This is a genomic window from Mesorhizobium sp. M0626 (assembly GCF_040320665.1).
GTDB lineage: Bacteria > Pseudomonadota > Alphaproteobacteria > Rhizobiales > Rhizobiaceae > Mesorhizobium.
Window position 1 is genome coordinate 29,289 of the sequence record NZ_JAMYQD010000014.1, and the last position, 12,932, is coordinate 42,220.

General features: G+C 61.4%; 15 protein-coding genes. 2 read left to right on the forward strand and 13 right to left on the reverse strand.

Annotated elements, in window-relative coordinates; genetic code table 11:
- Positions 1-158 precede the first annotated feature (158 nt).
- Positions 159-722 (forward strand): sigma-70 family RNA polymerase sigma factor, encoded by a 564-nt coding sequence (locus NKI37_RS18765; RefSeq protein WP_023681087.1) that lies wholly within the window; start codon positions 159-161, stop codon positions 720-722.
- On the opposite strand, the gene NKI37_RS18770 is transcribed toward NKI37_RS18765, so the two are convergent.
- From NKI37_RS18770 to NKI37_RS18820, 11 genes are all read right to left on the reverse strand, one after another.
- Positions 723-899 (reverse strand): hypothetical protein, encoded by a 177-nt coding sequence (locus NKI37_RS18770; RefSeq protein ID WP_352444652.1) that lies wholly within the window; start codon positions 897-899, stop codon positions 723-725.
- A gap of 142 nt (positions 900-1,041) precedes the next feature.
- A complete protein-coding gene (locus NKI37_RS18775) occupies positions 1,042-1,362 on the reverse strand; it encodes a hypothetical protein (RefSeq protein WP_502896299.1) in 321 nt (106 codons plus the stop codon).
- Positions 1,334-2,236: a class I SAM-dependent methyltransferase gene (locus NKI37_RS18780; protein WP_352787448.1), complete on the reverse strand. Its 903-nt coding sequence runs from the start codon at positions 2,234-2,236 to the stop codon at positions 1,334-1,336. Before NKI37_RS18780 ends, NKI37_RS18775 begins: the two co-directional genes overlap by 29 nt.
- A gap of 4 nt (positions 2,237-2,240) precedes the next feature.
- A complete protein-coding gene (locus NKI37_RS18785; RefSeq protein ID WP_352787446.1) occupies positions 2,241-3,218 on the reverse strand; it encodes a GNAT family N-acetyltransferase in 978 nt (325 codons plus the stop codon).
- A gap of 8 nt (positions 3,219-3,226) precedes the next feature.
- Positions 3,227-4,384 carry a glycosyltransferase family 4 protein gene (locus NKI37_RS18790; RefSeq protein WP_352787444.1) on the reverse strand — a complete coding sequence of 386 codons (1,158 nt, stop codon included), beginning with the start codon at positions 4,382-4,384 and terminating at the stop codon, positions 3,227-3,229.
- 6 nt (positions 4,385-4,390) lie between these two features.
- Complete coding sequence (locus tag NKI37_RS18795; protein WP_352787441.1) at positions 4,391-5,323, reverse strand: glycoside hydrolase 5 family protein; 933 nt, start codon at positions 5,321-5,323, stop codon at positions 4,391-4,393.
- Positions 5,316-6,077, reverse strand: coding sequence for a TIGR04290 family methyltransferase (locus tag NKI37_RS18800; RefSeq protein WP_023667975.1), 762 nt, complete (start codon positions 6,075-6,077; stop codon positions 5,316-5,318). Before NKI37_RS18800 ends, NKI37_RS18795 begins: the two co-directional genes overlap by 8 nt.
- 3 nt (positions 6,078-6,080) lie before the next feature.
- Positions 6,081-6,884 (reverse strand): sugar phosphate nucleotidyltransferase, encoded by an 804-nt coding sequence (locus NKI37_RS18805; protein WP_023667976.1) that lies wholly within the window; start codon positions 6,882-6,884, stop codon positions 6,081-6,083.
- A complete protein-coding gene (locus tag NKI37_RS18810; RefSeq protein WP_352787439.1) occupies positions 6,884-7,984 on the reverse strand; it encodes a CgeB family protein in 1,101 nt (366 codons plus the stop codon). Before NKI37_RS18810 ends, NKI37_RS18805 begins: the two co-directional genes overlap by 1 nt.
- Positions 7,985-7,998: 14 nt before the next feature.
- Complete coding sequence (locus NKI37_RS18815) at positions 7,999-8,595, reverse strand: histidine phosphatase family protein (RefSeq protein ID WP_023667978.1); 597 nt, start codon at positions 8,593-8,595, stop codon at positions 7,999-8,001.
- Positions 8,592-9,695 carry an inositol-3-phosphate synthase gene (locus NKI37_RS18820; protein WP_023681094.1) on the reverse strand — a complete coding sequence of 368 codons (1,104 nt, stop codon included), beginning with the start codon at positions 9,693-9,695 and terminating at the stop codon, positions 8,592-8,594. The genes NKI37_RS18815 and NKI37_RS18820 overlap by 4 nt, the downstream gene beginning before the upstream one ends.
- 85 nt (positions 9,696-9,780) lie before the next feature.
- Between NKI37_RS18820 and NKI37_RS18825 the strand changes: the two genes are divergently transcribed.
- Positions 9,781-11,595 carry a hypothetical protein gene (locus NKI37_RS18825; protein WP_352787436.1) on the forward strand — a complete coding sequence of 605 codons (1,815 nt, stop codon included), beginning with the start codon at positions 9,781-9,783 and terminating at the stop codon, positions 11,593-11,595.
- An 8-nt stretch (positions 11,596-11,603) separates the two neighbouring features.
- On the opposite strand, the gene NKI37_RS18830 is transcribed toward NKI37_RS18825, so the two are convergent.
- Positions 11,604-11,789 (reverse strand): hypothetical protein, encoded by a 186-nt coding sequence (locus tag NKI37_RS18830; protein ID WP_023667982.1) that lies wholly within the window; start codon positions 11,787-11,789, stop codon positions 11,604-11,606.
- Positions 11,790-11,883: 94 nt separating this feature from the next.
- Positions 11,884-12,924: a UDP-glucuronic acid decarboxylase family protein gene (locus NKI37_RS18835; RefSeq protein WP_023681096.1), complete on the reverse strand. Its 1,041-nt coding sequence runs from the start codon at positions 12,922-12,924 to the stop codon at positions 11,884-11,886.
- Positions 12,925-12,932 lie beyond the last annotated feature (8 nt).

The following is a 12,932-nucleotide window of genomic DNA, read 5'->3' on the forward strand; positions in this document are numbered from 1 at the left end:
TGGGGGAAGACCGTAGTCGGCGTGTTCGCGCCCGGTGGAATTTTCGAAGAGTTGTTTCCAACGGCGGGAACGAACCAAACTTCCATGCATTTAGCTCTGGCTTCGTTCATTCACTCTTTCTTCTGGGAGCTGGACCATTGTCATCCGGAGGCTATCTCTTGGCCGACCAACAAACCAATGACGTTTCCATCGTTGATCTGATACCTGCCCTGCGGGCTTTCGCGCGCACCTTCTGCCGCGTTCCAGACGATGCCGACGATCTGGTGCAGGAAACGTTGACCAAAGGGCTCGCCAACATCGACAAGTTCGAACCTGGTACACGCATGAAGTCGTGGCTCTTCACCATCATGCGCAACACCTACTACACGCGGATCAAGATCGCTGCACGGGAAGCGCCAGGCCTTCTCGACTGCGCGTCTTCGAGACCGATTTCGGAAGCTACCCAGGAATGGACCGTTCAGAGCAAGGAAGTTCACGGCGCCATCCAAAAGCTGCCCGAACATCAGCGCGAGGTGCTGATGCTGATCGGCGTTTTAGGAGTGGGCTACGAGGAAACCGCCGAAATCTGCGGCTGCGCGGTAGGGACGGTCAAGAGCCGGCTGAATCGTGCCCGCGCCAACATCCTTGAGCTACTCGGGGAGAGCTCTCTGCAGACATTGATAGAGAGACGAAATCAGCTGTCGGATGGTCAGCTCGATATAGAGGTCGACAACCGCAGATAGTCAGCTCTTCACGTCTCGCCGACGCTTCTCGACGAGAGCGTTTTGCAATTTGATCGCCAGCTTGGACAGGCGGTCTGGTATCTTTTCCTGCTCTATGGCGGCCAGCAGGGAAGCAATCTCCCGATCCACTGCCATCTCGACAAGCAGATCCGTGGTATCGTCGCTCGAATGAGACATCACGTTCTCTTGATAGCATCCCTAGATCCAAGTCTGATGATGAGCGCTCGGCACTACAAGGCGTTGTCGACCGCCGAGAGGCTCACCGGCGGCCCTTGCACAGTTTTTCCTCCGTGCCGCGGCAAGACGCGGCGCGGTGGCGTCAGTCCTTCAGCAACCGGTTTGCGGCGTGATCCTGAAATTGATCGGACTTGATTCGATTACCGTCCAGCCCGCGCTCTCGGCCATGTTGCTTCCTGTCGCGGTTGGACAAAACCGCGTTTTCCTCGATCTTGTCCTTGTCCAAGGTGGTCATTGCGCCGGCGCCGGCACCTTTGCCTTGGCTGCCTTGTCCGAAATGCTTTTTGCTGCCGGATGCCACGATCTCCTCCTTCGAATCCAGGACACCGATCGGTGCCGACGCCCGAACCGGCATCGCGCTGTAATGTTCCGTCTCACCCAGCAAGCAGGAAGGCGTCGCCATCCCATGACCCAAACGGCTTCTCGCCGTCGATGACGACCCGCAATTGGTGAGCTTGCGCAAGACGGCCGATGTCGGCCCGGTCCAAAGAAAGCGATCCGCGATAAGAATAGTTCAGCAATGCGAGCCGGCCCGGCCGTTTGAGAACGCGCGCAATTTCATCGAAAAGCCGCTCAGCCATGCCGGCCAGGACCAGGTAGGGAAAGCTGTCGACCGCCAACACGCAATCGAAACTGTCGTCGTCGAAGTCGGCCAGATCGAGACCGGAGGTTTGGCGCAGTTCGACATTGCCGAGCGCTGCGCATTGCTCGGAGGCGATAGAGATCATCCGCGATGATATGTCGATGCCGACCATCCGCTTGAAGGAATTGGACAGCGCGCGCTCGAAACGTCCGATGCCGCAACCGATGTCGAGAATGTCTCGTTCAATTCCGGTGAATTCTCGCGCCTCGAGCCATTCAACGATTTCGTCGGTCATGGCTGTCAGCCGCTCGTCATCGCCAAGGGATCCTAACTGGACACTTGCGGCTGTCGAAATTGCTGCCGCGGCATCAAAACTCGAGGCCAGCCGCGTGACGACGGCAATATCCGTCTCGCCGTTACCGCGTTCATGCCGAACGGCGCCGCCTGTCGCTCGCAAAGTGGCAAGGACGCCCGGTCTGTGGCGCAGCAGTCCAGCGACCTTTCGCAGTCTTTCAGCATCGCCGGTATCCGCCGGACGGACTTTCAGCACGACCTTCGCCAATTCCGCCGCTTCAATTGTGGGTGGCAGGTGAAGCGCCAGCCTGACGAGAACAGCTTCGGCGCAGGCACCATCGGCCATACAATCTTCGACCGCCCGTCTGACCGATGTCCGGCGCTGCGCGTGCACACTCATGACATCAACTCCGCGTCCAGATCCTCCGCATCGTCCACCTGTCGACGGCGCCCCAGCCGTATTTGTAGGCCTCCTGGCCGCGCAGGAAGTCGAACTCGCGCGCATCTTCGCGGATCGACTCCGCGATCGCGTGGCCGATCAGGATCGCACCTGGGCTCTCCTCGGCATAAGCAGGATCGAGGCCGCCGAGATAGGCATAGGCGCGGCCGCGGTGGTGAAATCCGTAATAGGCGGCGACAGTCGTGCCATCGATCGCGAGCAACCAGCATCGGACCAGGCCGTGAGCATCGAGCAAGGGAAGTGAAAGCCCATGGAAGTGCTGCACGGCGGGGTCGGCCAATACACCACCTCCATGTCCAACCCAGCGTGCATGGTGCAGGCGGATCAATTGGTTCAGGAAGTTCTGATCGCCCCGGGCTGACGCCAACGCGAGCCGGCCGCGTCTGGACGCCGCTTGGCGCGCCCGGCGCAACTGGCGCCTGCGCCGAGCGGGAACGCAGCCGGCCAACGTGTCGTCGCCGGCAACAGCAAGCACGGGACAGGCTGCATGAATTACCGGCCTCTCGACCGTTAAACCGGGATGCGCGATCGTAAGACCGGCACTGTTTTGCGGCAGATCAGACAATATCCATTGTGACCACCCGACCGAGCAGATCGTTTCGGCAATGGTGGCGACAACCGCCGCCTCGATATCCTGGACAGCCAGGATGTCCAGATAATCACTGAGCGAAATGCCGACCGGAAGCAGCTTCGAACCGGCCGTTCCATGCTCGAGATAGAGTGGCGCCAGCCCGACCAGATCGCCGCCACGCCAGACCGCGACTGTCGCCAGTTCACCGGGTGCGAATGCGCGCCACCATGGCGCCAGCCAGGCGGGGGATTGGAACGGCGTCGCAGAGGAACTCTGCTCCCACAGTTTCCACCAGTGCGGCGTCAAGGCATCGAATTTTACGGGGTCATCGATGATTTCGCTGCGCAACACTGCTTTTCTCACGGTGCCGCAGCGAAGCGCTGGCAATCTGTGCCAAGTTGTGCCAGCGCCTGATAGGCAGCCATATACGACGAGATCATCCGTTCCAGCGAAAACCGCCGTCGCGCCTCCACCCGGCACGCCTCGGCGTCCAGGCTGGGCGCCGCAAGAATGGCTTGGGCCATCTCGTCGACTGTGTTGACGAGAAAGCCCGTCCTGCCGTGCTCGATGACGTCCGCAAGCGCACCATTCGGGAATGCGACCACCGGGGTACCGCAGGCGAGGGCCTCCATGGCAACAAGCGAGCTTGTCTCGGCGGCGAGGCTTGGAATGACCAGACAGCGGGCTGCGTTGAGAAAGCGCCTCTTGGCGTTAAAACCGAGCGGGCCCAGGAAGCGGCGGCGAGCATCAAGACGGGATTGGACCTCGTCGCGAAAGTAGCGCGTATGTGTTTCGTAGGGATAGACCTTGCCGCCGATGACCAGGGGCACGCCCGCCTGTTTGGCCGCGTCCAGGGCCAGGTGAATGCCCTTTTCCGGGCAGACCCGGCTGAGAACCAGGGCAAAGTCTCGCTTCGGCTGCACCAGGTTCAATGATTCGATGTCAACGCCGTTGGGAATCGGCGCCACCAGTCTGGCCCCTGGTGGCGCCGTTTGCTGCTGGGTGGACGAGACCGCATGGAGCCACAGGTCGTCGCGCGTCGGTCGCAGAGCCTCGGCCGGATACCAGTCCAAGGGCAGGTGGAGGCTCACAAGGGTCGGGCCATCGTCGGGCAGATAGGCATCGAAATCGATGCCGTGCAGATGGACCACATCGACCGGCCATCGGGCGCGGGCAGCGGCGATCGCTTTGCGATGAGCCTGCTGCGCGCGGCTCTTCGCCGCCTCGTCGAGCACGCCGTCTTCAGCCGGTATTTCCACAAGGGTACCGCTCGCGCTGGAGCCGCGGCAGCCAATGACGATAGAGCGGTGGCCGCCGCGAACCAGCGCCCGATCGAGCATCGACAGAACCTGTTCGGCACCGCCGACAGCATCGGGTCCGACGGGTGCGAGAGGGTAGGCGACATTGAGGACAGTGAGCGCCGCGGCTGGTTGGGCCTCGGTCCCGTACGCCGCACCACCTGTCCATGGTGCCGCTAATTCGTCCAATGTGTCGGGCGTCTGATGCATCGGCAGCATGACATTTCACGCGGCCGAGGCCCGCCGCGTCGGGAGCGAAGCGGACGTCATGCCGGGCGCATAGCGGCGGATCATGGTTGCGCAGAATTCCGCGAACTCCTCCGGCACCAGAGGTGGGCTGGTGTGGTGGGGCATCATTCCGCGATGCTCCGGTGTAAAGCAAAAGGTGACCGTCACGTCGAAATCGGCGAGTGCCTCCATCTGCCGGTCGAACCAGTCCAGCGCGTTCGGCCGGAAGCTGTCTGCCCAGGAAAGCCCCGTGCGCATATTGGTGACGCCCAGCCGCTTCATCCAGGCGACGGCATCGTCTAGCCGGGGGTCCTCGAAATGAAACCACTGCACCAGCCCCATTGCGGGCGAGTAGCGCAGGAACTCCTCCAGCGCTGGTTTTGGCGTGCCGTCCTGGCGCAGCAGCCCCATGTGGAAATGTCGATAGTAAGAAGAGCCCTCCGCCTCGCGATGCCGCGTCGTTGCTTCCCATTCGCGCGGAAGATCGTAGAGGCTGTACCACTGGATGCGTGGTGCGTTGCCAATCAGCAACTCGGCGGTGCGCTTGAGCCCCCAGACCTGGATTTCTTCCGCGCCGAAGGTCGATACGCCGACTTCGCTGACCCAGATGGGAAGGTTGGTGACGGTCGCGATCTCGCCGATCTTCTGTGGCCATTCGTGGATCTGCCACAGGTTCCAGTCGAGCGGAAAGCCGTGCACGGCGACGGCATCGACATGGTCCAGCACGCCGAATTCCTTCATGCGGGTGATAAAGCCCGGATCTATCGGCGAGATGCCACCGAGTACTTTCGTCAAAGACGGGTTCTCCGACGCGATTGCGTCAGCCGACAAGATCGCCATCCTGGCAAAGCGGCTCCAATCGGGATCGAGCTCTGGGTCCCAATGCGATTTGTTGTTGGGCTCGTTCCAGATCATGGCGGCTTCAATCATGGAGCTGTCCTTTCGAGGGGTAGATGGCGCCGCCGCCGGCCGGGTCCCCGGCTGCGCGGCAGAAATAGACCTCCTGCTCGGGGTGCAGAACGATCTCGAAACCGGCGCTGCGCAGCATCGCTTCGGTGCAGGCGCGGTTTGGAATCCACCAGTTGGTGGGATCGTCGGCATAGCGGTGCTCGATAAAATGCAGCTTGGGAAACTGCGGCTGGTCGAACAGGTCATGCGTCCAGAAATGATAGTTTTCTTCCAACTCGGGCAGATCCGCGCTGCCGCGCTGCATGGACTGGAAGATCATCAGGTCACGGGCGACATGTTCGCGGATCAGGTCGAGCGCGAGCAAGGGGTGGCGCAAATGGTAAAGCACCCCCATGAACAGCACGACATCGAACGTCTCGCGCAGCGAGCCGACGTCGTAGACCGAAAGCTTCTGGAATTCGATCTCGCAATCGGCAACCTCGGCGGCAAAGCGAGCCTGCGCCAGGTAGGCGTCATCGAAATCGATGCCGAGGACACGGTCAGCACCTCGCCGTTTCATCTCGATGGAGTAAAATCCTGCATTGCAGCCGATATCGAGTACGGCCTTGCCCCTCAGATCAGCGGGAATGGCATTGGCAAATTTGCGCCATTTGATCAGCGGGTAGTTGCCCAGAAAATGGTTGGGAGCGGTTTGGACGCCGGCAAGTTCCATGTTGTGGAACCATGGGCCGAGCGCATCGATGCGGCGGCGGATTTCGGCATGGGAATGCAGCATGGCTCAGGCTCCTTCGCCAGGAACGACGGGTACATGCGACTGCGCGCCGGGCATGATCATGGTGGGCCGGCGCTGCGCGGATGAGGCGTCGTTTTCAAGCAACCGCAGAGCTGTTCGATAGCCGTTGAAAGTGCCGACATCGACATAGTCCGACCCAGCCCTGACACCAAAAGCTGTACCGCCGGCCGCAATATAGGCGTTGACCAAAGTGCCGATATATTCGTCACTGCGCTCGCGCTCACGCCAGAGTGCCGCAAGCTGATGCAGGATATGGCCCGGCATCTTGAACGCACCCCAGACCCAGTTCGTGGCGGCATCCTGTCGTTTGACCTGGATTTCGATCACGCGCTCGTGGACGTCGGTGACGACGGCGTCGAAGAATTCCGGCTGATCCACCGGGAAAAGCAGAAATGAGAGCTGATCGTCGGGCAAATGGCGGAAACCGTCCTCGGGAAACCAGATCGTATCGGGAAGGCCGACCAGGACGACCTCGTCGGGCGCGACGAGGGGCGCCGCCCGGAAGATCGCATCGCACAGACCGACGGGGTTCGGCTGCACCACGAAGAGAGCCGCCGCGTCACCGTAGCCGGCGGCGTAGTATTCAAGGATGTCGGATTTGCCCGATCCGATGATGAAGCAAATCTTGTCGACGCCGGCCTGCACCATGCGCCGTACCAGATACTCGCTCACGGCGCATGGACGCTCGGTCTGTCCATCGATCCGGCTACCGACCGGCAGCAGCTCTTTCGAGAAGCCGAGCGGCTGAATGCGGCTGCCGCGCCCGGCAGCGGGTACGATGCCCAACATCAGACCGCTTCCCTCATCGGTTCGCCGGGAGATCTTTGAAAGGCCTCGTTCAGGATGCGATCCAGTTCCGCCGCGCGCCGTGCCGAAGTGTGTTCGCCCAAGACCCGGTCGCGGGCACGCCTTCGAATGCCGTCGAGCTCGCACTCCGGCAATTGCAATGCGGCGACCACATCATCGGTGTCATGCGCCAACAATATTTCGCGGCCGGGTTCGAAAAATTCGGCTAGGCCCGGCCATGCATCGGTGACGATGGCAGCCCCACACGCGGCCGCTTCGAAGAGCCGTCCCGACGGGCACCAGCCCTTTTGCGCCATCGCCTCCCGGGTGACGTTCAGTGTCAGGCGAGATGATGAGAAGAAAGCCGGATGGTCGGCTGGCGGAAGATGCCTGACAAAGAAGATGTTGTCGCTCCATGGGAATTCCTGCGGATATTGCGCGCCGCCAATGATGAAGCGGTGGTCAGGCAGGCGCGCGGCCGGGCGGACCAGCAGCTTTTCGACGCCGGCCTGGCGATCCGCCGCGTAAGTTCCGAGATAGGACAGATCACCGGCGAATTCGGCCCGCTTCTCTGCCGGCCGGTGTTGGTCGGGATCGACATGCCCATAGAGAGGTACCACGTGACGCGCGCCTAAAACCGACTTAAGCGCCTCGATCGCCGAGCCGCCGGTGTAACTCAAAACGAGGTCGAAATCGGCAAGACCCTCAGGTCCGAAATAGGGCGGACGCTCGCCTTGCTCGATGCGGGCAAGCGTGACCGGAGTGTCGAGATCGTAGAAGACACGCAATCCGCGACCTGTCTGCTGCGCCAACCGCGAGGCCTCCACGGCGTCGGCACAGTAGGAAGTGACGACGACGACATCCGCTTGCTTCATTGCCCGCTCCGCAACGCGACGGATGTCTTCCCAGTCCGGATAAATGACGACGTTGCCGCCATCGAGCCGATCGAGATCACGCGTCCCGGCATAGTAGGGGGTATCGCGTTCGAAGAAGGTGATGGACCATCCCAGCCGACCCAGGGCGCGGATCAGTCCCCGCCAGAGCGTGGCATGGCCGTTGCCCCATGATGATGTAACGGTGAGACCGAAAATGACCATCTGCATCCGGAAAGTCCTCGTCAGGCAGCTTCGTTCATTCGCAGGAGCTTGGAGCCCCAGTCACCCGACACGATCGTCGTGATCGAGGCTGGATCGATGTCGAAGCGGAAGCAGTCGCCGACCGGCAAGCCAAGCACCTTGCAGACGGCGGCTTTGATCACGTCGGCGTGGCTGACCAGGGCGACACACTGATTCGGATGCCGCTCGCGCACTGCGTTCATCAGTGCGACGATCCGCTCCTGGACATCCAGCATGGTCTCGCCGCTCGGTGTCCTGGCCTCCTGCCGCTGGTCGTTCCACGCCCGCCAACCGGCATCGCCATTCAACTCGTCGAAGGTCTTTCCCGACCAATCGCCGAAATCGATCTCGTCGAGTTCGGCGCAGATCGCGATTTCACCGACGCCGCAGGCAAGCGCGATCGGCACGGCCGTCTCTTGCGTACGCTCACGCGGGCTGCACAAGATGGCTTCAATCGGCTCCCGGGCCATGCGGCCACCAAGATGCGCGGCCTGCGCCTTCCCAGCCTCGCCAAGGCAAACGCCATCCATCCGTCCTGCAAGATAGGAGCCGACATTGTCGTGCGCTGCATGACGGATCAAAAAGAACGTTGTCGTCATTCCGCGGCATCCAGCAAAGGCTCGTCCTTGCCGGCGATGAAGGCGAGCGTGCGCTGCCGCGCTTCGGCGTCGGTGAACTGTTCGGGAGGCGACTTCATGAAATAGCTGCAGGGACCGGTCAGTGCTCCCGCTATGCCGCGATCGAGCGCAAGCTTGGCGCAGCGTATCGCATCGATCACCACGCCGGCTGAATTTGGAGAATCCCAGACTTCCAGCTTGAGCTCGGCGTTGAGCGGCACGCCGCCGAAGGTCGTCCCTTCCACTCGGATATAGGCCCATTTGCGATCAGTCAGCCACGGTACGTGGTCGCTGGGTCCGACATGAATATTGCCCGGCTCCAGGGGAACATCGAACTGGCTGGCCACGGACTGGGTCTTGGAAATTTTCTTTGATTCCAGCCGCTCGCGTTCCAGCATGTTGAGGAAGTCGGTGTTGCCGCCGAAATTCAGCTGATAAGTGCGATCGATGCGCACGCCGCGCTCGCGGAAGAGATTGGCCAGCAGGCGGTGAACGATGGTCGCCCCGACCTGGCTCTTGATATCATCGCCGACCAGCGGCAGCCCTCGCTGCTCGAAGCGCCGGCGCCATTCCGGACGTGAGGCGATGAAAACGGGTATGCAGTTGACGAAGGCGCAGCCGGCCTCAAGCGCGCATTCGGCGTAGAAGCGCGTCGCCTCCTCGGAGCCCACCGGCAGGTAAGAGACCAGCACGTCGGCGCCGCTGTTGCGCAGGATTTCGCTGACGTCGGCAACCGGCTCCGGCGCCTCCTCGATTTCGTCGCGCAAGTATTTTCCGATGCCGTCAAGTGTCGGTCCGCGCTCGACGCGAACGCCGTTTGCCGCCGCATCGGCAAAGCGGAACGTGTTGTTCGGGGCGGCGTAGATTGCTTCAGCGACGTCGAGGCCAACCTTGCTCCTGGCGACGTCGAATGCGCAGACAATCTCGATGTCGTCGACATGGTAACCGCCGAGGTCGGCATGCATCAGCCCTGGGATTGGTTCGTTGCTTTTTGCGTGACGATAATAGGAGAGGCCCTGCACCAGGGAGGATGCGCAATTGCCGACCCCGACGATACCGACACGAACCTTTTTCGATCCCACGAAACTGCCGCCCTATGCTGTTCAAAGGTAAGTTCCTGCAGCCGAACCACCAGCGTGCCGGAATGTTCCTTGGCCTGCCGAAAAATTGCGCAAGACAGCATGGATCGAAGCAGCGCTCGCTGCGTTGCCGCAAGGCGAAGCATTGGAAAACCGATCGATGATTGTTTACGGCGACCAGAAGCGGAGGCAGAGCGCAGAACGGCTTCGCGATGCTGCGAGCGAAATTGCTCAAAGTCTGGACCGCATGGCTCATGGCGTCCGACGCCATGCCGCGTTGGTCGGCCTATTCATCAGCGTATCGGAACTGGTTCGCGCGCTTGGCGATGTCGATTTCGAGAACAGGGGCATCGACATCTTTTCGCCGCGGCAACAGCAAGGCGCCAGATTGCTGGTTGGTCTTGCGGCAGAGGTGGCGAAGTCGTGGCGAAGCGGTTTCGCCGTGGGCGGTGGCATCGAGCCGGGACTTCTCCAACTGCTGGACGGGTTGGATTGCGAGGCTGAGGTTCTGACCGGTTCTGCCGAGGGTTACGCGCATTACGCGCTTTATCCCGAAAGCTATTTGGGAGCGGCGCAGGAGTCAGGTCTCGATGCGAACACATGCGTGATCGGCATCCGCAGCATCGGCCTGGGGCTTGCCGCCATAGTGGCTGCCGCGATTGGCGCGCCGGCGCCGTTCAGCGTTCGTCCGGTCGGCCATCCTTTCCGCAGGCACATCAATGCCGATCCGCGCTCGATCGCTTCCTGGAAGAACAATCCATCGGCACGCTTCGCCGTTGTAGACGAAGGTCCCGGTCTGTCCGGCAGTTCGATGCACGCCGTCGTCGCGTGGCTGCGGGAACTGGGTATTGGTATGGACCGCATTCACCTGTTTCCCAGCCATCCTGGCGACCCGGGCATCGAAGCGTCACGGGAGGCCAGGGAGACATGGTCGCGCTGTCCGAAACATGTGGCGACGGCGCTCGAATGCACCTTCCCCGAAAGCTCGAACATTCCCACGCTTAGCGAATGGGTGGCCGAGGCGGTCGGCAGCCCCGAATTACGCCTGACCGAACTGTCTGGTGGCGAATGGAGGAGCGTCCACTACGTCGACGAAAAGCATTGGCCGCCGAGCCCGCGCGGCATCGAGCGGCGTAAATTCCTGGCGTCCGCGGGGTGTGGTCGCTGGCTCGTCAAATTCGCCGGCCTCGGCGAAACCGGACGGCGTAAGAGACGAGCCGCGGAAATGTTGGGGAAAGCCGGGTTCGGATCGCAAGTGGTCGGGCTTTGCCACGGCTTTCTGGTCGAACGGTGGATTGACGGCACCACGATGGACCAGGCGCCGCTGCCAAGAGGAAGGCTGGTCGCGGAGTTGGCGCGCTATCTAACCTGGCGGGCGCTCAATCTCCGAACCTGCGAACCGGGTGCATCATTGCTCGCACTCACGGAAATGGCTGTTTTCAATACATCTGAAGCTCTGGGCGAGAACCGAGCGGCGACGTTGCGCGGCTGGCTCTCGAAAAAAACCCCTGCGCATGTTCTGCAGCCGGTGGAAATCGACGGAAAGCTTCACGCGTGGGAGTTTCTCGTTTGTGCCGACGGCTCGGTGGTCAAGACAGATGCCGTCGACCATTGCCGGGCACACGATTTGATTGGCTGCCAGCCGATAGAGTGGGACATTGCCGGCGCCCGTGTCGAATATGGACTGTCCGACAGCGATGTGACGACATTGGTCGAGGGGATGGGGCTCGATATTGACAATGGCCACATCGATTTTTTCGAACCCTGCTATTTGGCGTTCCAAATCGGGCTCTGGAGCACGGCAGCGCAATCCGAAAATGGCCAGGAAAAAGCAAGGCTGGCCGCGACCGGAGACCGATACAGGGCGGGGCTGATACGATTCCTGGACGAATCTCAGGTGTAGCGTTTCGATCAATCCAGCCTTCGTAGCATGTCTGCTTCCTGCTCGAGAATAGCGGCCACTTCCTCGCGCTGCAGATGCGTCATCATCAGGCTGACGCAGCACTCGAGATAGGTGATCGAGGAGCGCCGCAGATAGGCAGCCGCCTCGCGTTCGGCAATCTTGTCGACATCCTTCGCGGGTCGCTTGGGTTGCATGAGGATGATCCTCCGTATCGGGTCCCTCCCGCCAAACTACAAGGTTGGATGGATGTTCCGAACGATCTCCGGGCAGGTCCGTCCGCGGCCCGCGTCATGCAGGAAGGTTCTGCAGCCCGCCTGCGGGTCTCCTTTTGGCAAGGCCTGTCATCTGATCGCCGATGCCGGTGCCTTCGAGCGCCGCGAAATAATCGATCGTCAGCTTGAGCCCTTCGTTGAGCGGCACTCTCGGCGACCAGCCGAGCAGCGTTTTCGCACGCGAAATATCAGGCTGCCTGCGCCGAGGATCGTCTTGCGGCAGGGGCAGAAATTTCAGATCCGACTTGGTGCCGGTCATCGCCTTCACCAATGCCGCCAGTCGCACGATGGTGAATTCTCCGGGATTGCCCAGATTGACCGGCTTGCCCGGATTGGGGTCGATGTTCATCAGGCGCATCAATCCATCAATCAAGTCGGAGACATAGCAGAAGGATCGCGTCTGCTGGCCGTCGCCGAATATCGTCAGCGGACGCTTCTCGAGCGCCTGCATGATCAAATTCGAGACGATGCGACCGTCGGCCGGATCCATTCTCGGACCGTAGGTGTTGAAGATGCGCGCGACGCGGACGTCGGCCTTGCCGGCCCTTAGATAGTCGAAGCAAAGCGTTTCGGCGGTGCGCTTGCCCTCGTCGTAGCAGGCGCGTGGGCCGGTGCAGTTCACATGGCCGACATAATCCTCCCTTTGCGGGTGTTGTTCCGGATCGCCATACACTTCGCTCGTCGAGGCCTGCAGCAGTCGCGCGTCATTGCGGACAGCGAGTTCGAGCAGGTTGAGGGTTCCGATCACGCAGGTACGCGTGGTGTGTATCGGGTCGGCCTGATAACGCGGCGGTGAGGCGGCGCAGGCCAGGTTGAAGATGTGATCCACGGGCTCGCCGAGATCCAATGGCCGGCAGATGTCCTGCTCGATCAACCGGAAACCCGGCCGGTCCATGATCGAGATGATGTTTTCCATGCGCCCGGTCAGAAAATTGTCGACGCAGATCACGCGCCAGCCGTTGCGGAGCAATACTTCGCAAAGATGCGAACCGAGGAAACCCGCGCCGCCGGCAACAAGCACCGTCTTTGCCCTGTGCGCCTTTCTTGTCTGTCGCATCGCTGTTT

Bases quoted from the DNA above. Each gene is read 5' to 3' on its own strand.
- NKI37_RS18770 (WP_352444652.1), bottom strand. From the start codon at position 899: ATGTCTCATTCGAGCGACGATACCACGGATCTGCTTGTCGAGATGGCA.
- NKI37_RS18775 (WP_502896299.1), bottom strand. From the start codon at position 1,362: ATGGCGACGCCTTCCTGCTTGCTGGGTGAGACGGAACATTACAGCGCG.
- NKI37_RS18780 (WP_352787448.1), bottom strand. From the start codon at position 2,236: ATGAGTGTGCACGCGCAGCGCCGGACATCGGTCAGACGGGCGGTCGAA.
- NKI37_RS18790 (WP_352787444.1), bottom strand. From the start codon at position 4,384: ATGCTGCCGATGCATCAGACGCCCGACACATTGGACGAATTAGCGGCA.
- NKI37_RS18795 (WP_352787441.1), bottom strand. From the start codon at position 5,323: ATGATTGAAGCCGCCATGATCTGGAACGAGCCCAACAACAAATCGCAT.
- NKI37_RS18800 (WP_023667975.1), bottom strand. From the start codon at position 6,077: ATGCTGCATTCCCATGCCGAAATCCGCCGCCGCATCGATGCGCTCGGC.
- NKI37_RS18805 (WP_023667976.1), bottom strand. From the start codon at position 6,884: ATGTTGGGCATCGTACCCGCTGCCGGGCGCGGCAGCCGCATTCAGCCG.
- NKI37_RS18810 (WP_352787439.1), bottom strand. From the start codon at position 7,984: ATGCAGATGGTCATTTTCGGTCTCACCGTTACATCATCATGGGGCAAC.
- NKI37_RS18815 (WP_023667978.1), bottom strand. From the start codon at position 8,595: ATGACGACAACGTTCTTTTTGATCCGTCATGCAGCGCACGACAATGTC.
- NKI37_RS18830 (WP_023667982.1), bottom strand. From the start codon at position 11,789: ATGCAACCCAAGCGACCCGCGAAGGATGTCGACAAGATTGCCGAACGC.
- NKI37_RS18835 (WP_023681096.1), bottom strand. From the start codon at position 12,924: ATGCGACAGACAAGAAAGGCGCACAGGGCAAAGACGGTGCTTGTTGCC.